Genomic DNA, 23,538 nt, shown 5'->3' with positions numbered 1-23,538 from the left:
TAAAATGTCAATAAAATTTTTATCACTAGAATTATCAAAATATATAGCTGCTGGTGAAGTAATACATAGACCATTTTCAGTGGTAAAAGAATTAATAGAAAATAGTTTAGATGCGAATGCCACATTTATCAAAATAGAAATAAAACATGGTGGAAAAAAAACAATACGTGTACAAGACAACGGGGAAGGAATAAATAAAAATGAGTTATTAATAGCATTAGAAAGATATACTTCAAGTAAAATTCATATTTTAGAAGATCTAAAAAAAATAAAAACATTTGGTTTTAGAGGAGAAGCACTAGCTAGTATAAATGCAGTATCAAAAATATCACTAATTTCAAGAACATCAAAAGATAATGTAGGATGGCAAATTTATGCAGAAGGAGGTAAAATATCAAATATTTTAAAACCAATTGCTCATCCAATCGGAACAACAATTGAAATATCAGATTTATTCTATAATATTCCCATTAAAAAAAATCTTTTAAAATCAGAGAGAACAGAATTCTTATATATAAATGATGTTATTAAACAAATAGCATTATCAAAATTTAGTACTGATATTTTATTAATAAATAATAACAAAATCATACAAAAACACAAAATTGCATTAAATATAAAAGAAAAAGAAAATAGAATTAACAATATATTAGGTGAAAAATTTTCAAACAAAAAAACAAAAATAAAATACAAACACAAAAATGTAAAAATTACTGGTTGGATATGTTTAGAACATATAAATAAAAAAATAGAATATTCTTATGTAAATAACAGATTAATAAAAAACAAAATCATAAAAAATATAATTACACAAATCCAAAAAAAAATATTAAATTCAAATAAAAAAATATCATATATAATATTTATTAAAATAAATACAAAAGATATAGATATAAACATACATCCATCAAAATGTAAAATAAATTTCAAAAACCCTCTAATTATTTATTATACAATATATAATGCTATAAAAAATAAAATAAAACTAAAAATAAATAAAAAATATATCTATAAAAACAAAAATAAAATACAAAAAATAAATTTAAATAATAAAATAAAAATAGAAAAAATACTAATTAATAAATCATTAATAAAAAAAACTTCAAAAAACAAAAATAAAATACAAAAAATAAAATTATTAACTAAAATAAACAAAAACCATGTAATTATTAAATATAAAACTAAAATTTTTTTAATTAATTTAATTAATTTGATAAAAGTACTACAAATAAAACAATTAAATTTAATAAATCAAAAAAAAATTAGAAGATTAATAATACCTATTAGACTAAAAATTAAAAAATACAAAAAATACAAAAAATATGAAAAATTGTTAAAAAAAATTGGAATTAACTTATATAAAAATAACAAAAATATAGTAATATATACAACACCTTTAATAATAACAGGTAAATATGAAAATTTTTGTATAAAATTATTACAGTTTATCAATACACAAAAAAACATAAATTTAAAAAAAATATTATCTTGGTTAAAATATTCAATTATAAAGATACAAAAATATTTTGATCATAAAAAAATAGTAAAAACTTTAATAATCTTAGAAAGATTTAACAAATTAATAAAAAATAATAAAACAAAAATAAAATTTATACAAATCATAAACATTAAAAAATATATAAACAAAATTAAAAATAAAATATGAAAAAAAAAAAAATAATATTTATTATGGGACATACAAATTCTGGTAAAACAAAATTATCATTAAAAATAAATAATTTTACACCCATTGAAATAATAAATGTAGATTCTACAGCCGTATACAAATATATGAATATCGGAACAAACAAACCAACAAAAAAACAACTAAAAGAAACAAAACACCATTTAATAGATATAAAAGAACCTACAACAGATATTTATTCAGCGGGAGAATTCTTTTATGATGCAAATAAAGCAATAAACAATATTTTTAATTTAAATAAAACTCCTATATTAGTTGGTGGAACAATGCTGTATTTTAATGTATTAATAAATGGGTTTTCTCCCACTCTACCAAAAGCAAACTACAAAATAAGAAAAAAAATTGAAGAATTATCAAACATCATTGGATGGAATAATTTATATAATAAATTAAAAAGAATAGACTATAAATTGTGGAAAAAAATTCATCCAAATGATCATATAAGAATAATAAGAGCTTTAGAAGTATTTTTAATTACAAATAAAAAAATGACAAAGATAAATAATGGATTTAAAAATAAATTACCATATGAAATAATTAAATTTTCATTTAAACCATTAGATAAAAATATATTAGACTTAAAAATTAATAATAGATTAGAAAAAATGTTAAAATTAGGATTAGAAAAAGAAACAAAAACATTATTCTTTAAAAAAAATATAAATAAAAAATTACCTTCAATAAATAGTATTGGATATAAACAAATGTTATCTTATATATCGAATGAAATAAACTATGATCAAATGAAAAAAAAAATAGTCCATGCAACAAAACACTTAGTTAAACATCAAATAACATGGTTAAAAAAATGGAAAAATATAAATTGGTTAGATAATAAAAAAAAAACATATAACAATCAAATTAAAAAAATAATTGATATTATAAAAGAAAATATTAAAAAATAAAAAACAAAATAATATTATAAGGAAATAAATATGACATGGAAATATTTAAGTATTAAAAATCCATGGGGAAATAATGAAAATAAAAAAAATCTTTTGAGTAAAGAAAAAAACAATATATTTTTATTATTAAAATATATAAAAAATAAAATTAAAATAACAAAAAAAAAATACAAAAATAACAAAAAAAAAATAATAAAAACTTTAATAATATTAATATTAAGTATATGGATAATTAATGGATTTTATATAATTAAAAAAAATGAAAAAGGGATATTAATTAGATTAGGTAAATTTAATAAATTAATAAATTCTGGAATACATTGGAAAATAATACCAATAGATAAAATATTAAAATTCAATAGATCAAAAATATACAAAATAAGTATTTCACAAACAGAAATAACTTCTGATAAAAATATAATAAATGTAAAAATGATTACACAATACAACGTAATAAATCCAAAAAAATATCTATATACAATAAAAAACATAAAAAATTATATAAAAAACTCTATAGAATCAATCTTATTAAAAACAATAATAAATTATAATACTAAAAAAATAATATCTATAAATGATAATAAAATTATCAATTCAATTTCAAAAAAAATAAATATCTTTTTTATAAAAGAAGATGTTGGCATTAAAATAAAAAAAATTACTTTTAAATATATTAACCTTCCTGAAAAAATAAAAAAATTATTTAATGCTACTAAAAATGCAAAAAAAAATAAAGAAATATGCATAAATAAAGCAATATATTACGCAAAAGAATTAGAAAAAAAAACAAATTATAAAATTGTAGATATCATAAATAAATCCAAAATATATAAAAATAATATTATCAATAGAGCAAAAAAAGATATGCTACACTTCAATAAAATTCTATCAATATATAGAATATCACCTAAGATAGAAAAAAAAAAAATATATATCGAAACTATGGAAAAAATATTAAAACAAACATCTAATGTTATAAGTAATAACAAAAACATATTTATGTTACCTATTAACAAAAAAAAAATTAATATTAACAAAAAAAAAATTAATATTAACAAAAAAAAAATTAATATTAACAAAAAAAAAATTAATAAACTAAATAATATAATAGATCAAAGAGCTTATAATACATGTCGTGTCAACAATCGTAAAATTAAGGATAAATAATATGCGAAAAAAAATAATTTTTTCACTAATATTTTTTATTATATTAATAACTATTTATTTATCTATTTTTGTAATAAAAGAAGAAGAACAAGGAATAAAATTAAATTATAATAAAATAATAAATAAAAAACAAAAAAACATAATATATAATCCAGGTATACACTTTAAAATTCCATTTGTAGAATATGTCAAAAAAAATAATACTCTTATTCAAATAACAAATGGTAATATAAATAATATTAATAATGACAAACAAAAATATGATATATCTATAAATTTTTACATAAAATGGAAAATTATCAATCCATACAACTATTATAAAAACATAAAAAACAATGAAAAACAAATTTTAGATTTAATAAAATTTAAATTAAAAAAAAATATTTTAAATAAAATAAACAAAATAAATTTAAAAAACAAGAAAAAAAATAAAAACAAACTATATTATATTAAAATAATTGAACAAATAAAAATAATAAGTAAAATAGATTTAAAAACACCAAAATCAGAAATTAATATTTTTAGTAAAAAAAACTTAAAATATTATAAATATTTAGGAATAAAAATAATAAATATAAAAATAAATAAAATAAAATTAACAAAAAAAATATACAATCTAATATATAAAAATATGGAAATTAATCAAAAAGAAATAATTAAAAATGAAAATACATATGGAAGAATAAAAGCAATAAAAATAAAATCATATGCAAATAACCAAACAATAAAAAAATTATATGAAGCAAAAAATAAAGCTTTTATCATAAAAAATGAAGGAGAATTACAAGCAAATAAAATAATTATTAAAAATATAAAAAAAGACCCAGAATTTTATTACTTTATAAGAAGTTTAAAAGCATATAAAAACATATTCAATGAAAATAAAACAAATATAATGATTCTAGATACAAACACAGATTTTTTAAAATATATGAAAAAAAAATATTAATTTAATATCTTTAACTTAATAACTTTATCTAAAGCTTTTTTCAAAAGAAAAATATCATGATTATATGGAATATTAACATCCTCTAAAAAATCCTTAATAATTAACCGATTTTCTACACCTTTAATATTAACATTAGGAGTGACAATCAAAACATCTATTATTTTTTCACCAATATATTTTTCCATTATTAATACCTTTTCAAAAATAGTCAAACTAGAAGCTGCAAGACTAATTTCATTAGATAAATTATCAATAAAAACTACAACAGCTGTTGTATTTTTTAAAGATAAAGCTATTTCTTTTATTAATAAAATTGGAATTAAACTAGTATAAAAACTACCAGGTCCAATTAAAATCAAATCAGCTTCATTAATAGACTTCAACCCTTCAATTGTAGGAGATACATCAGGATATAATTTTAAATATTTAGGCGGTGATTGCAAAACATCAATAGCAGTTTCTCCATAAACTAATACATCATTTTTATCAATTGCCACTAAATCTACAGCTTTTTCAGTCATTGGTATCAAAAAAGATTTTATTTTAAATAAAGCTCTAATTATATTTACAGCTTCTAGGGGTCTAATACTAAAATTATCTAATGCTTTTAATAACAAGTTTCCTAAATTATGTCCAGAAAGATCACCTGTACCCTTAAATCTGTAATTAAATATATTTGAAATAGCATTATGTTTAGTTATTAATTGATTAAGACAATTTCTTAAATCTCCCCAAGCAATACCACCTTCAGATTGTCTAATTCTACCAGAAGATCCACCATTATCACTTGTAACTACTATGCCTGTCAATTTAGAACCCAAATAAGACAAAGATGACATAACTCTTCCCAACCCATGTCCACCTCCTAGAGCAACTACCCTATTTAAATTTTTTAAATATATATTCATAAATATTGTTACCATATATATTTTCAGTATAATTAAAAAAAAAACAAATTTATTTATTATTTTATTTGTAATCATTAATTATATTTATTGATAATAAATATAATTATATCTAAAAATATAAATTTATTATCTTTTTAATTTAAAAAATATTAAATAATATTTAATTTTTAATTGATATTAAATTTCAAAAAAACATAAAATAATAAATTTATTTAATTTAAGAAAAAAATAATTAATAAAATTATTAAAATAAATTTATTTACAAAAAAATTTTATAGAAAATATATTAATATTAAAATCATACTTAATTATATCTGTAAATACAGTTACAATATTTTTTTTAATTTCTAATAAACTTTTTGAAATAAAAAATTGTTTTTTATTATCATATAAAACAATACCTGATTTTACATATACTAATAAAGGAGAATGATTTGGATATATACATAATTCACCATAAAAAGACATTACATATATTTTCAATATATTATTAAAAGAAAAATTATTTTCAAAACCAAATATATTTAAATTTAGCATAATAAAAACTCAATTAACAATTCATATTTTTAAATTTATTTTTAACTTCTTTTATAGAACCTACCATATAAAAACAAGACTCTGGTATATTATCTAAATTACCATCTAATATATCTTTGAATCCTTTCATTGTTTCTTTTAAAGTAACATATTTACCAGAAATACCAGTAAATATTTCAGAAACATGAAATGGTTGAGAAAAAAATCTCTGTATTTTTCTAGCTCTAGAAACTACTAATTTATCATGTTCAGCTAATTCATCCATTCCTAAAATAGCTATAATATCTTTTAAATCATGATATCTTTGTAATATAGATTTAACACCGATTGCAATATTATAATGTTTATAACCAACTATTAACGGATCTAATTGTCTGCTACTAGAATGCAAGGGATCTATAGCAGGATATATACCTAAAGAAGCAATTTCTCTATCCAATGTAATAATAGTATCAAGATGAGTAAAAGTAGTGGCAGGAGATGGATCAGTTAAATCATCTGCCGGAACATAAATAGCTTGAATAGAAGTTATAGAACCATTTTTTGTAGAACATATACGTTCTTGTAAAATACCCATTTCTTCAGATAAAGTTGATTGATAACCAACTGCTGAAGGCATACGACCTAATAAAGCAGAGATTTCAGTTCCCGCTAATGTATATCTATACATGTTATCTATAAAAAATAAAACATCATTACCATCATCACGAAATTTTTCAGCTATAGTTAAACCAGATAAAGCAACTCTAAAACGATTACCTGGAGGTTCATTCATTTGCCCATAAACTAAAGATACTTTATCTAAAACATTACAATCTTTCATTTCATAATAAAAATCATGACCTTCTCTAATACGTTCACCTACACCAGTAAAAACCGAATAACCAGAATATTCAACTGCAATGTTTCTAATTAATTCCATCATATTAACAGTTTTACCAACACCAGCACCACCAAATAAACCAACTTTGCTCCCTTTTGATATTGGACATATTAAATCAATTATTTTTATACCAGTTTCTAAAACATCTATTGAACTAACTAAATCTTTATAATTAGAAGAAAAATTATGAATAGAATGATATTCTATATTTTTATTTGTATTATCAATATTTTTATTTTTAGAATGTATAAATTCACCTAATACATTCATTATTTTACCCAAAGTAATTTTTCCTACAGGTACCTGTATAGATCTATCGAGATCTATAACCTTCAAACCCCTACGAATACCATAAGAAGAACCCATTGCAAATGTTCTTACTATTCCATTACCTAAATGCTGTTGTACTTCCAAAAACAAATTTAATTTTTCAAGTTTTAAAGCATTATAAATGGTTGGAACAAATTCTCGAGAAAATTCAACATCAACAACTGCACCAATAATTTGAACAATTTTGCCAATTGCCATTCAAACTCCTAAAAACAAAAAAAAAAAAAAAATAAAAATAAACTAAGAACCAGAAACTATTTCTATTAATTCTTGTGTAATTTTATTTTGTCTAATATTATTATAAATTAATTTTAATTTTTTTATAAAATCAATACTATTATCTGTAGCATTTTTCATAACTAAAGCACGAGATGACTGTTCACTTAACATATTTTCTAAAATCAAATGAAAAATATTTGATTTAATATATTTAAATATCAAATCATTCAAAATATTTTTTACATCAAACTCATATATATAATTCCATTTATTATATAAATCATTATATAACTTAATATCAACAGACAAGGGTAAAATAGTACATAATAAAGGTATATAACACATGTTGTTTTTAAATTTGTTATATGCTACATATAATCTATCTATTTTTTCATTAATATACAAATCAACTAAAACATTAATAATATTAGTTAAATTAGATAATGATAAATTATGATTAATATTAATCATGAAATCAATAATATTAAATCCTAATTTAGTAAAATAAAGATAACCTTTGTTACCAATAATTATTAAATCAATTTTAATATTTTTTTTTAATAAATATTCTATTTTAAATAATATTTTATTGAAAAGATTTAAATTTAGATTGCCACATAAACCTCTATCAGAAGAAATAATAAAAAAAACAACACGTCTAATTTTTCTTTTACTTGAATATAAATAATGATACTCAAAATTTTTCATAATAATAATATTAATTATATTATATATATTATTAATAAATGGATTTATATTTTTAATTCTTTTTTTTATTTTTATAATTTTAGTAATTGCAACCATTTCCATTGCTTTAGTAATTTGTTTTATTTTTTTAATAGCAGATATTTTATTATTTATTATTTTTGAATTATTCATAAAAAATAATGAACCTTAGTTTTAAAAACATTGTTTTTATAAAATATAATTGTTTTATTCATATTCTGTATTTTTAAATAGTGTTATAACATTAATAATTTCATTTTTTATTTTTAAATCAAATTTCACACAAACATTAATCTTTTTTAATAATTTGTAATGATATTTTTCAAAATGTTTTAATAATTTTTGTGAAAATAAATCTATTTTATTTAATGGAATATCATTAATAAAATTATAATTAATTAAAGACAATATTATAGATTGATGTGCTACTGACATTAAATTATATTGTTTTTGTTTCATTAATTCTATAATTTTTTCACCATTAGATAATATTTCACGAGTTGATGAATCTAAATCACTTGAAAATTGAGAAAAACTATATAATTCTCTATATTGTGCTAACGAAGCACGTATACCAAAAGATAATTTTTTTATAATATCCGTTTGTGCTGATGAACCAACACGTGATACTGATAAACCTGGATTAATTGCTGGTCTAATACCTGAATTAAATAAATCCGTTTCTAAATAAATTTGCCCATCAGTTATTGAAATAACATTAGTTGGAATAAAAGATGATATATCACCAGATTGAGTTTCAATTATAGGTAAAGCAGTCAATGACCCAGTTTTATTTTTTATTTTACCCTTAGTAAAATTTTCAACATAACTAGAATTTACTTTAGCAGATCTTTCTAATAAACGAGCATGTAAATAAAATATATCACCAGGAAAAGCCTCTCTACCTGGAGGTCTACGTAATAATAATGATATTTGTCTGTATGCAATAGCTTGTTTAGATAAATCATCATAAACAATTAATGCATCTTCTCCACAATCTCGAAAATATTCACCAATAGTACAACCAGTATAAGGTGCTAAATATTGCAAGATTGCTGATTCAGCAGCTGTGGCAGATATTATAATTGTGTTATTTAATGCATCGTATTTTTTTAAATAATCTACAATATTTATTACACTAGATATTTTTTGACCAATTGCAACATATATACATTTAACATTTAATGATTTTTGATTAATTATAATATCTATAGCTAATGAAGTTTTACCTGTTTGTCTATCACCTATAATCAATTCTCTTTGTCCTTTTCCAATAGGTATCATTGCATCAATGGATTTGTAACCAGTATGTAAAGATTCATTTATTTTATAACGATCAAAAATTCCAGGAGCTTGTCTTTCTACTGGTAAATAAATATCACTCACAATATTACCCTTACCATCTATAGCTTCTCCAAAACCGTTTAATACTCTTCCTAAAAGGTTATTACCAACTGGAACTTCTAAAAGTTTACCAGTGGATTTAACTTTCATTCCTTCTTTTAAATTTTTATAATTACCTATAACAACAGCATACACCGAATCAAATTCTAAACTTAATACAATGGAATAATAATTATTTATTTCAAGAATTTCTCCATACATAACATTATACAAACCATGTATACGAATAATTCCATCATAAACAGATATAATTATACCTTTATCATATTCTTCATTTTCAATATTTAAATTTGAAATACGTTTTTTTATTATTTCACTAATTTCTGTAAAATTTAATATCTGCATTTTTATTCTCTAAAGCATACCTTTTTTTAAGATATTTAATTTATTTAATAAACTTCCATCTAATGTAAAATTTTTAATATTTATAATTATTCCAGCAAGTATAAATTTATTAATTTTACAATTTATCTTAATATTACCGGTGACTTTTTTACTAATAATTTTTTTAATATTAAATAATTGAGATTTATTTAATTTATATGCTGATTCTATATTAACTGTTATATTATTCTTATATTGATCATGTAATTCTATAAATTGTTTAAATATATAAGGGATAATTATTAACCCATGATTAGATAATGCTATTTTGATAAAATTTTTAAATTCGAAATTAATATAATTATCTAATAAATTAGTTAAAATATCAAATTGTTCTTTAGTAGAATAATAATTTAAAAAAAGTTTTTTCATTTTATTATTATTTATTATATTTGTCGTTAACATTAACATATCATTCCAATATAACGTGCATTTCTTCTTTAAAGAATATGAAAGAATTGCATTAGCATATATTTTAGATAAAGTAATATAATTATGCATAAATATCATATTTTTTCAAAGATGAAATAAATTTATTAACAATTTTTTTATTAACATTAGTATCCATAGATTGATTTAAAACTTTCTCTAAACAATGAATTACTAATAACACAGTTTCCTTACGTAATTTTTCTTTTGTAACTTCATATTCATTTTTAATTTTTAAATTTGATTCTTTAATTATTTTTTTTTGTTCCTTAATTATTTCTAATTTAGTTTCTTCTAAAATATCTATTTTATTTTTTTTTGCTTTATCAAGTATTAATTTACAAGTTTTTTTAGTTTCATTTATTTCATTTATAATTTGTATTTTAGTTTTAGATAATTCATTTTTAGCTTTTTCAACAGACAATATAGCATTATATATTTTTTTTTCACGTTTATTTATATAATCAATTATAGGAGGCCATATATATTTCATACAAAAAAAAATAAATAATAAAAAAGAAATTATTTCTCCAAACAACGTTGAGTTAATATTCATATGATTTAACCTGTTAATATTTTCTAAAATATATATTTATTATTTAGGAGCTGAAAATATTAAATATAATGATAATCCCACTGAAATCATAGGTATAGCATCTATTAAACCCATAATTATAAAAAATTGATTACGTAATAAAGGAACTAAATCTGGTTGTCTGGCAGATCCTTCAAGAAATTTATTACCTAAAATAGCAATACCAATAGCAGCACTTACAGAAGCAAAACCTATAATAATAGCTGCAGAAATATAATGTATAGTTAAATTTTCCATATTAATCCTTATTTGTAAATTTGATTTTTGTAAAATTTAATTTTTCTTTAAAGACATTGATAAATAAACTATAGTTAATATCATAAAAACAAAAGATTGCAAAAAAATTATTAAAATGTGAAAAATAGCCCAGGGTACATTTAATACCCATTGTATCCACCATGGAACAAACCCAGAAATTAAAATAAAAATTAATTCTCCAGAGTATATATTGCCTAAAAGACGTAAACTTAAAGAAATTGGAATAGATAACAAAGTAATGATTTCTAATAGTAAATTAACTAATATAAATACGGGATTATTAAATGGATGTAAAAACAATTGTTTAATAAAAACAATAAACCCCTGGTATTTTATTTTAGAATAAATTATTAATGAAAAAACAACAAGAGAAATAGCTAAGGTTACATTAATATCACTTGTAGGAACCGCTCTTAAATAATTTATTTTAAAAAAAAATTTTAAAAGTAATGGTAATAAGTCCACAGGTAATAAATCCATAAAATTCATTAAAAATATCCAACTTAATATAGTTAATGAAAGTGGAGCAATTAACTCTTTTTTACCAAAATAAATAGAATTAATATTACTTTGAACAAATTCAACAATAATTTCAATAATTATCTGTAATTTATTAGGAAATTTATTATTAAAACTGTTATTAATAACGAATTTAAAAAATAATATAAATAAAACTCCTAAAAAAAAAGATAAAAAATAACTATCAATATTAAATATCCAAAAATCAGACGAATTTATATTAGAGGATATTAATTTAAATGAACGTAAATCAAGTTGAAGATATCTCAAATGATGATTTATGTAATCCTGTGAAATTAATTTTTTTTCATCAATCATATTATAATACATTATTTTAATTTGTGTAAAAAAATATATAAATATTTTTTATTTAATCTTAAAAAAGTGAAAAAAAAAATGCAAGAGAATTTTTTCTAAAATGTTTAAATAAAATATATTTTAATGAAATATATTATAAACTATTATTTTTATATTTTAAAATTTTATATGAATTTTAATTTTTTAAGATAAATTAATAAAACAGATATTGCGGCTGGTGTTATACCGGAAATACGTGATGCTTGTCCTATTGAATAAGGTTTATATTTTTTAAGCTTAAAAATTATTTCATTAGATAAACCAGACATTTTATCATATTCTATATTGTTAGGAATTAGAATTTTTTCGCTATTTAATTGTCGTGTTATTTCTTTTTCTTGTCTAATAAGATATCCTTTATATTTTGTTTGAATTTCAACTTGTTCAGCTGCTTTTATATTATTGATTTTCAGATTAATTTCTTTTAAATCACATATTTGATTAATTGTTATATTTGGTCTTTTTAATAATTTTTCTATAGTAGTATTTTCTTTTATTTTAATTTTAAGTTTATTTTCAATATTTAAATTTAATGGAATTATTGTATTTTTAAATTTTTGTCTTTCTAATTCTATATCTTTTAATTTATTATTAAATTTAATCCATCTTTTTTCATTTACTAAACCAAATTTTCTACCAATATTAGTTAATCTTAAATCGGCATTATCTTCTCTCAAAAGAAGCCGATATTCAGCACGAGATGTAAACATTCTATATGGTTCTGTTATTCCATTCGTACATAAATCATCTACCATAACCCCTATATAAGATTGACTACGTCTAGGAATCCATGGTTTTAAGTTATATTTATATAATGCAGAATTAATTCCAGCCAGTATACCTTGCGCAGCTGCTTCTTCATAACCAGTAGTTCCATTTATTTGACCTGCTAAAAATAATCCTTTTATGTTTTTATTTTCTAAATTTGGTTTTAAATCAATTGGATCAAAAAAATCATATTCTATTGCATATCCATTATAAATTATATTTGCTTTTTCTAATCCCTCTATGGAACGAATCATATCTAATTGAATGTTATTTGGTAAACTTGTTGATATTCCATTAGGATAGACAATATTATTATTAAATCCTTCAAGTTCTAAGTATATCTGGTGGGATTTTTTATTATAGAATTTAATTACTTTATCTTCTATTGATGGACAATATCTAGGTCCTAGGCTATTAATATTACCACTATAAATAGAACTTTTATGTATGTTGTTTCTTATGATTTCATGTGTTCTTTCATTAGTTTGGGTTATATAACATGGAATTTGTTTAATTTCTTTTTTGTCATCGTTTATAAAAGAAAAAAATGGTATAGGAGAATCACCATATTGTATTTTTAAGTTATTAAAATTAATTGATTTTTTTTCAATACGTGGTGGAGTACCTGTTTTTAATCTTTTAATATTAAACGATAAACTTTTTAAGTATTCCGCTAAAAGTATAGATGATTTTTCTCCAAATCTACCTGCATTATAATTACAACTTCCTATATGGATTTTACCATTTAAAAAAGTTCCGGTTGTTATTATTACTGATTTAGAATAAAATTTTGTACCATTTTCTATAATTATTCCTTGAATAGAATAATTTTTTATGATTAATTTTTTTACAATACCTTGTATGATAGTTAATTTTCTTTGTTTTTTTAGTTTATTAATTATGTTTTTTTTATATATATATCTGTCTACTTGTGCTCTTGTTGCTCTTACAGCATAACCTTTGCTAGAATTTAAAATTTTAAAATTTATCCCAGCATTGTCAGTTGCATACCCCATTATACCTCCTAAAGCATCTATTTCTTTTACTAAGTGTCCCTTGCCTATACCACCTATAGATGGATTACATGAAAGAGTTCCTATCTTATTTCTATTTATAGTTATTAGTAATGTTGAGCATTGCATTTTAGATGATGATAATGAAGCTTCTATTCCAGCATGTCCTCCTCCAATTACAATTACATCAAATTTATTTTTAATCATTTTTTTTACTTAATTATTAATATTTTTCTAACCATATATGTATCTTATTAATTTATATATATATATTATTATTATTATTATTATTATTATTATTATTATTATTATATATGTTATTTGTTGTTGATAACTCTTATTTTTTTTTAAGCTATATATCTTTGTTATGTGTATTAATTGTTAATAACTCATCAATAATTGTTAATAACTCATCAATAATTGTTAATAACTCATCAATAATTGTTAATAACTCATCAATAATTGTTAATAGTTTGTTATTTATTATTGATATTTGATTATTAATTGTTAGTAATTTGTTTATAACTATTTTACATATTATGGTAATATATATTTTTTTTCGGCGAGGGAGGATTTGAACCTCCGACCCACTGGTCCCAAACCAGTTGCGCTACCAAGCTGCGCTACTCACCGTTTCAGAATAATTTTATCATATCATATTTTATAGTTGAATTTTTGTTTTTTAATGTTTTTTTTGATTGTTATATTTTTAGTTTTGTGGTTTTATTTTTTATATTACATATTATTTTATGATACATTTATATTTTAATATATTTAAATTTTATTCTTATTTTTATATTGTTAAGTTAATTATTTTTTTTATTACATGAAATATATGTTTGTTTTTAAATTTAATATTTAATAAAAAAATTATTGTTAAAAAAATTTTATTGAATTATAATATATATGAGTTTTTTTTTGTTTTGTAGATTTTTTTTTTTGTATATAAATATATTTCTAAGATATAATAAATTATTATTTTTATTTTTTTAAATTTTTATAATTAGAATATTTTTATTATATAGATTTAATTGATTTTTTTATTATTTTTGATAAATTAATATTTTTTTTTGTTTATTATATTTTAATTAATATTTTTTGTTTATATTTTATAATTATTATTATATAATAAGATTCGATATTTTAATTTTCTTTATTTATGTAAGATATGTATTTAATTTTAGATTGATAAAATGGAAAGTTTATGAGGTTTTAATTTATATTATATGTTTAGTTTGAATAAAGAAATATTTTTGTATATTAATGCCACTCCTAATTCTTCTTTTTTTTTCATAAATTTATCTATTTTTTTTGCCAAATATATAATATATTCTATACCTGTATTTATAATTTATAATTGGTTTTTTGTTAATAAATTTAATGTTTATTTTAAACATGAATTAGTGTTAAAGTCTATGCTTGGAATAATTTATTCTTTATTTTATTCTTTGATTTTTGGTAAAATTTATCCGTCTAATAGACCTATTTTTGAAAATTTTGGATATTGTTATTTTGTTGAGCATGTGTTAGATCAATCGTATCCTAGTCATCATAGTTCTGTTGCTTTTACTTTTTCTTTTATACTTATAAAATTACGGTTGTTTAAATGTGGTATGTTATTTTTATTAATATCTTTTTTTATTTCTTGGTCTCGTATTTATTTAGGATTGCATTGGCCTATTGATATATTAGGCAGTATTTGTATTAGTTTTTTAGTAATTATTTTTTCAGATTTTTTTTGGCGGTTTTATAAGAATTTTTTAATTTCTTTTTCTGTTAAGATTTATAATTTTTTATTTTTCATATTTTTTAATAAAAATTTTTATTAATTTATTTTATTTTTTTATTAAATATTTTAGGATAATATTATTTATGTTTATATTTATATTTTTTTTATTTTTTTTTATATTATTTATTTTTTGTTCTATTATTAAGATTACTCCTCAGGGATTTAAATGGACTGTTGAACGATTTGGTCGTTATATTAAAACTTTTAATCCTGGTTTAAATTTATTAATACCATTTATAGATAAAATTGGTAGAAGAATTAATATGATGGAACAAGTATTAGATATACCATCACAGGAAATTATATCTAAAGATAATGCTAATGTTACAATAGATGCTATTTGTTTTATTCAAGTAATTGATGCTGCAAAAGCTGCATATGAGGTTAGTAATTTAGAACGTTCAATAATAAATCTTACTATGACAAATATTAGAACTGTTTTAGGTTCAATGGAATTAGATGAGATGTTATCTCAAAGAGATAATATTAATACTAGATTATTGCATATAATTGATCAAGCTACAAACCCCTGGGGTGTAAAAATTACTCGTATAGAAATTAGAGATGTTAAACCTCCAGCAGAATTAGTTAAAGCTATGAATACACAAATGAAAGCTGAGAGGACTAAGCGAGCTGATATTTTAGCTGCTGAAGGAATTAGTCAGGCAGCCATTTTAAAAGCGGAAGGTGATAAACAATCTCAGATATTAAAAGCTGAAGGTCAAAAACAAGCTGCATTTTTACAAGCAGAGGCGCGTGAAAGAGCAGCATCAGCGGAAGCAATAGCTACCAAAATGGTATCTGAAGCAATATTAAAAGGTGATTTGCAAGCAATTAATTATTTTATTGCTCAAAAATATATAAGTGCTATTAGGAAAATTGGTGAATCTAATAATAGTAAAATAGTTATGATGCCATTAGATACCACAAATGTTTTAGGTTCTATTTATGGTATTAATGAGTTAATTAAAAAAAACAAATAATATATTAAATAAAAAATATTTATTTTTAAATATTTTAATTTAATATGTTTTATTATTATTTATTTTATTGTAGTAAAATATTTTTTTTATCTATTTCTAAATATTATTCTACCTTTAGATAAATCATATGGTGTCAGTTCAACCATAACTTTATCACCTGTTAGTATTCTTATGTAATTTTTTCTCATTTTTCCTGATATATGTGCTGTTATTACATGCTCATTTTCTAATTTTACTTTGAACATAGTATTAGGTAATGTATTTATTACTATACCTTGCATTTCAATATTTTTTTCTTTTGACATTGTTTTTCCTAATTATATATAATTTTTTATTTTATTATTTTTAATCAATAAAATTTATATGATTCATATAAGGTTTAAGTACATCAGGTATTTTAATACTTTTATCTTTTTGTTGATAGTTTTCCATAATAGCAGCTAATGTTCTTCCTATAGCTAAACCTGATGCATTTAGTGTATGAACAAATTCTATTTTTTTGAATTTATTTTTGTATCTAGTTTTTATTCTTCTTGCTTGGAAATCTAACATATTAGAACATGATGAAACTTCACAATAAGTATTATTACTTGGAAACCAAGCTTCTAAATCATAGGTTTTTGTAGCACAAAAACCTATTTCTTTACTTCTTAATAGTACTTTTCTGTATGGTAAAATTAACATTTTTAGTATTTTTTCAGCATGTGAAGTTATTTCTTCTAATGCTAATTCGGATTTATTTGATTCTACAATTTGTACTAATTCAACTTTATCAAATTGATGTGTTCTAATTAGTCCCTTATTTTTTTTTCCATATGATCCTGCTTCTAGACGAAAACATGGTGTATGTGTTGTTAATTTTATAGGTAGTTTTTTTTTTTCTAAGATAGTTTCTCTATATAAGTTTGTTAATGGTACTTCACCTGTTGGTATTAAAGTATATTTTTTTGATATCTTTATTTTATTTATTTTTTTTATATGAAATAAATCCTTATCAAATTTGGGTAGTTGTCCTGTTCCATATAAACAGTTATTATTTGTTAAATATGGTACATATATTTCTTTATATCCATGTTCATTTATATGTAAATTTAACATAAATTGACTTAATGCTCTATGTAATTTTGCTAATTTACCTTTTATGATTATAAATCTAGACCCTGATATTTTATTTGCTTTTTTTATATCAAACCAATTATTAAATTCTCCTAATTTTATATGGTTTAATATTTTGTGTTTTATTTTTGGTTTATTTCCCCATCTTTTTATTTCCCTGTTTAATTTTCCTACTGGAATATCATCTGCTGGTAAATTTGGTATTTTTAGTAATAATTTTGTTATTTTATTTTTAATTTTTTTTAATTTTATTTTTTTTAATTTTATTTTAATATTGTTTTTTTTTAGTTTTTTTATATTAAATACAAATCTGTTATTTATTTTTTTTTTTTTTGATATTATATTGTGTTTATGTTGTAATTTTTCTGTTTTTTTTTGTATTTTTTTTCTTTTATTTTCTAATTTAATTAATTTATCTATATCAAGTACAAAGCCTCTTTTATTTAGTTTTTTTTTGAATAATTCTTTGTTTTTTTTTAGTTTTTTTAAATCTATCATATTTTTAATTATTTTCTTATATTTTGTTTGAAATAAATAATTTTATATTTATTTCAAATTTATTTATCTTTTTATATTTATGTATTTTTTTATTTTTTTTATACATGAGGTTATTATAGGGATATCTATTTATTGTTCAATAATAATTTCTTAATTTTTTTTAAAGATGTATTTTATATTAAAATGACATTTTATTTTAATTATAAATTTTATTATCTTATTTTAAATTAAATATTTTATTTTTTTAATATTTTATTTATTTGATTTTTTGTATTTATTTTTTTATATTCTTATTTAGAGGAATATTTTATAGGATATATTATATGTCAAAGTATAGTAAATTAGTAATTTTAGGATCAGGTCCAGCTGGGTATACTGCTGCTTTATATTCATCTAGAGCAAATTTAAATCCTATAATTATTACTGGTTTAAATAAAGGTGGTCAATTGACGACAACAAATAGTATTGAAAATTGGCCTGGTATAGTTAATCCAATATCAGGCACTGATTTAATGAATAATATGCATAATCATGTAAAAAGATTTAATGTTGAAATTATTTATGATCATATAAATTCAGTTGATTTTTCTTCTAAACCTTTTTTTTTGAAAGGAGATTATCAATCATATATTGCTGATTCTGTTATTATAGCTACCGGGGCTAATCCTCGTTCTATAGGTATATCATCTGAAAAACGCTTTTTAGGCAAAGGTGTTTCTAGTTGTGCAACATGTGATGGTTTTTTTTATAAAGGAGAAAAAGTTGCTGTAGTTGGTGGTGGTAATGTTGCTATAGAAGAGGTTCTATATTTATCAAATATATGTAATCATGTATATTTAATTCATCGTAGGAATTGTTTTACTGCTGAAAAGATTTTATTAGATCGTTTAAATGTCAGAATAAAAGAGGGTAAGGTTACTGTTTATTTTAATCATGTTTTATATGAAATATTAGGTAATGATAATGGTGTTAATAGTATTTTAATTCGTTCGTCTAAAGAAAATAATAATAATTTAAAATTAGATATTTCTTGTGTATTTATAGCTATTGGATATATTCCTAATACTGAGATTTTTTCAAAACAATTAGTTTTAGAAGATGGTTATATTAAGGTTAAATCTGGTTTATTTGGTTTTTATACAGAAACTAGTATTAGTGGTATTTTTGCTGCTGGTGATGTGATAGACAGGGTGTACCGTCAAGCGGTAACTTCAGCTGCAACTGGTTGTATGGCAGCATTAGATGCTGAGAAATATCTCAGTATTTAAAATATTAGTTGTCTATATTTTTTTTTATTTTATTAGTTTTTAAATTATTTTAAAATAATATGAATAAAATATATAATTTTAGTTTTGATCTTTCAATGTTACCTGAAGAGTATTGGATCAAGTAAGATTAAATTTAAATAATTGGAATAATTGTGATTATTTTATTATGGAAATTTGACATAGAAATAAAGAATTTTATAATATAGTTGAAGAATATTAATTCAATTTAAGATATATATTGAATATATCATATTATTATAAAATATTGTTTTGTCATGGTGGTGCAAAAGGTCAGTTTGCTGCTATACCTATGAATTTATTTTAATATATGCATCGATTATATTAATAGTGGCTATTGGTCATATTATGTTTTTTGTGAAGGTAAAAAAATTTGTTTAGCTAATTTAATTAATGTTAAATATAATTTTAATAATATTAAGTCTATTATATTAATGCGAGATTGGAAAATAAATAAAAAATCTAATTTTATTCATTATTGTCCTAATGAGACAATAGATAGTATATCAATTAATGAAGAGCCTAATTTTTCGGATAAATTTGTTATAACTGATTGTTCTTCTAATATTCTTTCAAAAAAAATTAATATTGAAAATTATAGTTTAATTTATGCTAGTGTATAAAAAAATTTAGGTATATCAGGTATTACTTTAATTATTATACGTAGTGATTTAATCAAAGATGTAAATTATTTTATTCTTTCTATATTTAATTATTCTTTATTATTAAAAAATAATTCTGTATTTGATACACTTTCTACTTTTTCTTGGTATATACTTGTATTAGTATTAAAGTGGTTAATTAATCAAGGTGGAAAACTATATATCTGAGATAAATAAAATTAAAGCTAATTTACTCTATGATTTTATAGATTCTAGTGATTTTTGTCAAAATAATATTCATAAATATAATCGTTCCTTTATGAATGTTGTTTTTAAATTAAGAGATGTAAGATTAAATGATATATTTACATGATAATCTAAATTATTTGGTTTATATTTTTTAAATGATCATAAATTAGTTGGTAATTTTAGAGCATCTATATATAAGGCTATGCCTGTAAATGGTGTAAATAAATTAATTGAATTTATGTATAAATTTGAAAAAAGATATGGATAATTATTTAAATTTAATTAATATTCTATTTTTAAAATTATTTTAATTTATTTTGTTTTTAAATATTTAAGATATTTTTATTTTTTATTTTATTTCTATAATTATTTAATAATTATAATTTTTAATAGTATTTATAATGATTAATAAATATGTTCCTGTTATAACAATTGATGGTCCATCTGCATCTGGAAAAGGTACAATTTGTAAAATTGTTTCAAAAATATTAGGATGGAATATTCTTAGTTCAGGATTAATTTATAGGAGTTTTGCTTTTTTTTTAAAAAAAAATAAAATAGAAACATGTGTTTATCAAAATTACGATTTGTTGATAAAATATTTAAATATATTTATTTATAGGGGGTTATTTTTTTATTTTTTAAAAGATAGTAATATACTTAATCAAATTTATACATCTGAAATTGGCAATATTGCTTCTAGGTTATCTGTTCATTATTTAGTCCGTAAGTTGTTGTTACCATATCATTATTTTTTTAAGATACCTCCAGGTTTAGTCGCTGATGGTCGTGATATGGGTACTGTGGTATTTCCAGATGCTAATATAAAAATATTTATTGATTCTAATATAAATATTCGTGTAAAACGTCGTATGTTACAATTGCAAAAAAATAATATTTATGTTAGTTTTAGTAGATTAAAGTATGTAATGAAAGATCGTGATAATCGTGATTGTAATCGTTTTCATGCTCCTTTGTTTTGTTCTAATGATATGTTTGCAATAGACTCAACGTTATTATCAGTAGAACAAGTAATTGACAATGTAATGCAATATGTGTATAAAAAATTATATTAATATAATTTTGGATTTTATTAATTTTTTAGATTTTTTTGTTAATTCTTGTATTTATGGATAAGTATAAGGTATAAAAATTAATGGTTATTTTATAGGATATAAAATATTGTTATCATTTATTAATTAATAAGATGTATTTGTATGATTAAATCTTTCTCTGAACTTTTTGAAAAATCATTTAAGCAAATAAATATTCGTCCTGGTTCTATTATACAGGGAATTGTTATTTCTATAGAAAAAGATGTTGTATTAGTTGATGCTGGTTTGAAATCGGAATCTGCTATACCACTTGAACAGTTTAAAAATTCTTCTGGTGATATTAAAATAGAAGTAGGAGAAAAAATTGATGTTGTATTGGATGCAATAGAAGATGGTTTTGGAGAAACTATATTATCTAGAGAAAAAGCTAAACGTTATGAAATTTGGTTAATGCTTGAAAAAATTTATAATGATTCTGAAATAGTTACTGGTGTAATTAGTGGCAGAGTTAAAGGTGGTTTTACTGTTGAATTAGAAAATATACGTGCTTTTTTGCCTGGTTCTTTAGTAGATATTCGTCCTATAAGGGATACTACTTATTTAGAAGGTCAAACCTTAGAATTTAAAGTAATTAAATTAGATAAAAAACGTAATAATGTGGTTGTTTCAAGAAAGGCTGTTATTGAATCATTTAATATTATTGAAAGAAATAATTTATTAGAAAGTCTTTATGAAGGTATGGATGTTAAAGGTATTGTAAAAAATTTAACTGATTATGGTGCTTTTATTGATTTAGGAGGTGTTGATGGTTTGTTGCATATTACTGATATGTCTTGGAAAAGAGTCAAACATCCCAGTGAAATAGTTAGTATTGGTGATGAGTTTATGGTAAAAATATTAAAATTTGATCGTACTACTTCTAGAGTATCTTTAGGATTAAAACAATTAAGTCAAGATCCATGGTTTTCTATATCTGAATTGTACCCCGAGAAAACTAAATTACATGGAAAAGTTACTAATATTACTGATTATGGATGTTTTGTTGAAATTAGAGAAGGGGTTGAAGGTTTAGTACATGTTTCTGAAATGGACTGGACAAATAGAAATTTTCATCCATCTAAATTTGTAAATATTGGTGATATTTTAGAAGTTATGGTTTTAAATATAGATGTTAAAAAAAGACGTATATCATTAGGATTGAAACAATGTACAAATAATCCATGGGAAGCTTTTGCAAAAAAGTATAAAAAAGGTGATATAGTTAAAGGTAAAATAAAGTCCATTACTGATTTTGGTATTTTTATAGGTTTAGAAAATAATATAGATGGTTTAATTCATTTATCTGATATATCATGGGATACATCAGGTAAAAATGATATTTTAAAATATAAAAAAGGAGAAAAAATCTCTTCAGTTTTATTACAAATAGATATTGAACGTGAACGTATTTCTTTAGGTATTAAGCAATTAAAAGAGAATCCTATACATAATTATTTACTTATTAATAAAATAGGTTCTGTAGTACATGGGGTTGTTCTTTCTAAAAATGTTAATAATGTAATAGTAAGTTTATCTCAAGGTGTAAATGGTATATTGAATAATGTTAATCCTTTAAATGTAAATATTAATTTATTTGATATGTTGAAGGTTAATGATGTAGTAAAAGTAAAAATTATTGGTTTAGATAAAACACATCGTTTGATTAATTTATTTATTTGTATTGATAACGATAAAGATGTAGATGATGTTCATGATAAAAAACATACTGATGGGTCTTCTAATTTTTCTAATATCATGACTGAAGCTTTTAAAGCTGCAAAGAATGATTAATAATATTTTTATGTTATTTAATTTTTTATTTTTTATTTAATAATTAAAAATTAATTAAATTATTGAATTTGTAA

23 protein-coding genes and 1 tRNA gene are annotated in these 23,538 nt (G+C 20.6%); 11 read left to right on the top strand and 13 right to left on the bottom strand.

Annotated features, from left to right (window positions below; translation table 11 throughout):
• Positions 1-4 precede the first annotated feature (4 nt).
• Genes mutL through hflC form a run of 4 tightly spaced genes read left to right on the top strand, consistent with a single transcriptional unit; the run spans position 5 to position 4,726 of the window.
• Positions 5-1,666, top strand: coding sequence for a DNA mismatch repair endonuclease MutL (gene mutL / locus ONB71_RS02295; protein ID WP_274360539.1), 1,662 nt, complete (start codon positions 5-7; stop codon positions 1,664-1,666).
• A complete protein-coding gene (miaA, locus tag ONB71_RS02290; RefSeq protein ID WP_274360538.1) occupies positions 1,663-2,610 on the top strand; it encodes a tRNA (adenosine(37)-N6)-dimethylallyltransferase MiaA in 948 nt (315 codons plus the stop codon). Before mutL ends, miaA begins: the two co-directional genes overlap by 4 nt.
• Positions 2,611-2,640: 30 nt before the next feature.
• Positions 2,641-3,777: an FtsH protease activity modulator HflK gene (hflK, locus tag ONB71_RS02285; RefSeq protein WP_274360537.1), complete on the top strand. Its 1,137-nt coding sequence runs from the start codon at positions 2,641-2,643 to the stop codon at positions 3,775-3,777.
• A gap of 1 nt (position 3,778) precedes the next feature.
• Entirely contained in the window at positions 3,779-4,726 is a 948-nt protein-coding gene (gene hflC, locus ONB71_RS02280; protein WP_274360536.1) for a protease modulator HflC, read from the top strand.
• Here the strand turns inward: hflC and ONB71_RS02275 are convergent.
• The 11 genes from ONB71_RS02275 to ONB71_RS02225 all read right to left on the bottom strand — a co-directional run bounded on the left by ONB71_RS02275 (position 4,723) and on the right by ONB71_RS02225 (position 14,689).
• Entirely contained in the window at positions 4,723-5,634 is a 912-nt protein-coding gene (locus ONB71_RS02275; protein ID WP_274360535.1) for a gluconeogenesis factor YvcK family protein, read from the bottom strand. The two genes, hflC and ONB71_RS02275, sit on opposite strands and share 4 nt — an antisense overlap.
• Before the next feature lie 255 nt (positions 5,635-5,889).
• On the bottom strand, positions 5,890-6,171 hold the full coding sequence (locus tag ONB71_RS02270; protein WP_274360534.1) for a hypothetical protein: 282 nt from the start codon (positions 6,169-6,171) through the stop codon (positions 5,890-5,892).
• A gap of 13 nt (positions 6,172-6,184) precedes the next feature.
• Positions 6,185-7,582 carry a F0F1 ATP synthase subunit beta gene (gene atpD / locus ONB71_RS02265; RefSeq protein ID WP_274360533.1) on the bottom strand — a complete coding sequence of 466 codons (1,398 nt, stop codon included), beginning with the start codon at positions 7,580-7,582 and terminating at the stop codon, positions 6,185-6,187.
• Positions 7,583-7,624: 42 nt separating this feature from the next.
• Positions 7,625-8,482, bottom strand: coding sequence for an ATP synthase F1 subunit gamma (gene atpG, locus ONB71_RS02260; RefSeq protein WP_274360532.1), 858 nt, complete (start codon positions 8,480-8,482; stop codon positions 7,625-7,627).
• 54 nt (positions 8,483-8,536) lie between these two features.
• Entirely contained in the window at positions 8,537-10,078 is a 1,542-nt protein-coding gene (atpA, locus tag ONB71_RS02255) for a F0F1 ATP synthase subunit alpha (protein ID WP_274360531.1), read from the bottom strand.
• Positions 10,079-10,087: 9 nt separating this feature from the next.
• The gene (gene atpH, locus ONB71_RS02250; RefSeq protein ID WP_274360530.1) at positions 10,088-10,627 is read right to left on the bottom strand and encodes an ATP synthase F1 subunit delta; all 540 of its coding nucleotides are present in this window, start codon (positions 10,625-10,627) and stop codon (positions 10,088-10,090) included.
• Positions 10,611-11,102: a F0F1 ATP synthase subunit B gene (locus ONB71_RS02245; protein ID WP_274360529.1), complete on the bottom strand. Its 492-nt coding sequence runs from the start codon at positions 11,100-11,102 to the stop codon at positions 10,611-10,613. Before ONB71_RS02245 ends, atpH begins: the two co-directional genes overlap by 17 nt.
• Before the next feature lie 39 nt (positions 11,103-11,141).
• On the bottom strand, positions 11,142-11,378 hold the full coding sequence (atpE, locus tag ONB71_RS02240) for a F0F1 ATP synthase subunit C (RefSeq protein ID WP_274360528.1): 237 nt from the start codon (positions 11,376-11,378) through the stop codon (positions 11,142-11,144).
• Between the two features lie 36 nt (positions 11,379-11,414).
• Positions 11,415-12,236, bottom strand: coding sequence for a F0F1 ATP synthase subunit A (gene atpB, locus ONB71_RS02235; RefSeq protein ID WP_274360527.1), 822 nt, complete (start codon positions 12,234-12,236; stop codon positions 11,415-11,417).
• A 164-nt stretch (positions 12,237-12,400) separates the two neighbouring features.
• The gene (gene mnmG / locus ONB71_RS02230) at positions 12,401-14,263 is read right to left on the bottom strand and encodes a tRNA uridine-5-carboxymethylaminomethyl(34) synthesis enzyme MnmG (RefSeq protein ID WP_274360526.1); all 1,863 of its coding nucleotides are present in this window, start codon (positions 14,261-14,263) and stop codon (positions 12,401-12,403) included.
• A gap of 352 nt (positions 14,264-14,615) precedes the next feature.
• Positions 14,616-14,689, bottom strand: a tRNA-Pro gene (locus ONB71_RS02225).
• Between the two features lie 593 nt (positions 14,690-15,282).
• Between ONB71_RS02225 and ONB71_RS02220 the strand changes: the two genes are divergently transcribed.
• Positions 15,283-15,885, top strand: a complete 603-nt coding sequence (locus ONB71_RS02220) for a phosphatase PAP2 family protein (RefSeq protein WP_274360525.1) — start codon at positions 15,283-15,285, stop codon at positions 15,883-15,885.
• Positions 15,886-15,928: 43 nt separating this feature from the next.
• The gene (locus ONB71_RS02215; RefSeq protein WP_274360524.1) at positions 15,929-16,828 is read left to right on the top strand and encodes an SPFH domain-containing protein; all 900 of its coding nucleotides are present in this window, start codon (positions 15,929-15,931) and stop codon (positions 16,826-16,828) included.
• A gap of 86 nt (positions 16,829-16,914) precedes the next feature.
• On the opposite strand, the gene infA is transcribed toward ONB71_RS02215, so the two are convergent.
• Positions 16,915-17,133, bottom strand: a complete 219-nt coding sequence (gene infA / locus ONB71_RS02210; RefSeq protein WP_274360523.1) for a translation initiation factor IF-1 — start codon at positions 17,131-17,133, stop codon at positions 16,915-16,917.
• Positions 17,134-17,173: 40 nt separating this feature from the next.
• Positions 17,174-18,442: a serine--tRNA ligase gene (gene serS, locus ONB71_RS02205; protein WP_274360522.1), complete on the bottom strand. Its 1,269-nt coding sequence runs from the start codon at positions 18,440-18,442 to the stop codon at positions 17,174-17,176.
• A gap of 323 nt (positions 18,443-18,765) precedes the next feature.
• Here serS and trxB point away from each other — a divergent pair, with 323 nt between their 5' ends.
• The 5 genes from trxB to rpsA all read left to right on the top strand — a co-directional run bounded on the left by trxB (position 18,766) and on the right by rpsA (position 23,464).
• Positions 18,766-19,710, top strand: coding sequence for a thioredoxin-disulfide reductase (gene trxB, locus ONB71_RS02200; protein ID WP_274360521.1), 945 nt, complete (start codon positions 18,766-18,768; stop codon positions 19,708-19,710).
• Between the two features lie 452 nt (positions 19,711-20,162).
• On the top strand, positions 20,163-20,351 hold the full coding sequence (locus ONB71_RS02195; protein WP_274360520.1) for a hypothetical protein: 189 nt from the start codon (positions 20,163-20,165) through the stop codon (positions 20,349-20,351).
• Between the two features lie 187 nt (positions 20,352-20,538).
• The gene (locus ONB71_RS02190; RefSeq protein WP_274360519.1) at positions 20,539-20,703 is read left to right on the top strand and encodes a hypothetical protein; all 165 of its coding nucleotides are present in this window, start codon (positions 20,539-20,541) and stop codon (positions 20,701-20,703) included.
• 277 nt (positions 20,704-20,980) lie between these two features.
• Positions 20,981-21,655, top strand: coding sequence for a (d)CMP kinase (gene cmk / locus ONB71_RS02185; RefSeq protein WP_274360518.1), 675 nt, complete (start codon positions 20,981-20,983; stop codon positions 21,653-21,655).
• A 141-nt stretch (positions 21,656-21,796) separates the two neighbouring features.
• The gene (gene rpsA, locus ONB71_RS02180; RefSeq protein ID WP_274360517.1) at positions 21,797-23,464 is read left to right on the top strand and encodes a 30S ribosomal protein S1; all 1,668 of its coding nucleotides are present in this window, start codon (positions 21,797-21,799) and stop codon (positions 23,462-23,464) included.
• Positions 23,465-23,538 lie beyond the last annotated feature (74 nt).

Source organism: Candidatus Purcelliella pentastirinorum (assembly GCF_028748785.1).
In the GTDB taxonomy this organism is placed as follows: domain Bacteria; phylum Pseudomonadota; class Gammaproteobacteria; order Enterobacterales; family Enterobacteriaceae; genus Purcelliella; species Purcelliella pentastirinorum_A.
This window is presented reverse-complemented; position numbering and strand designations above follow the sequence as displayed.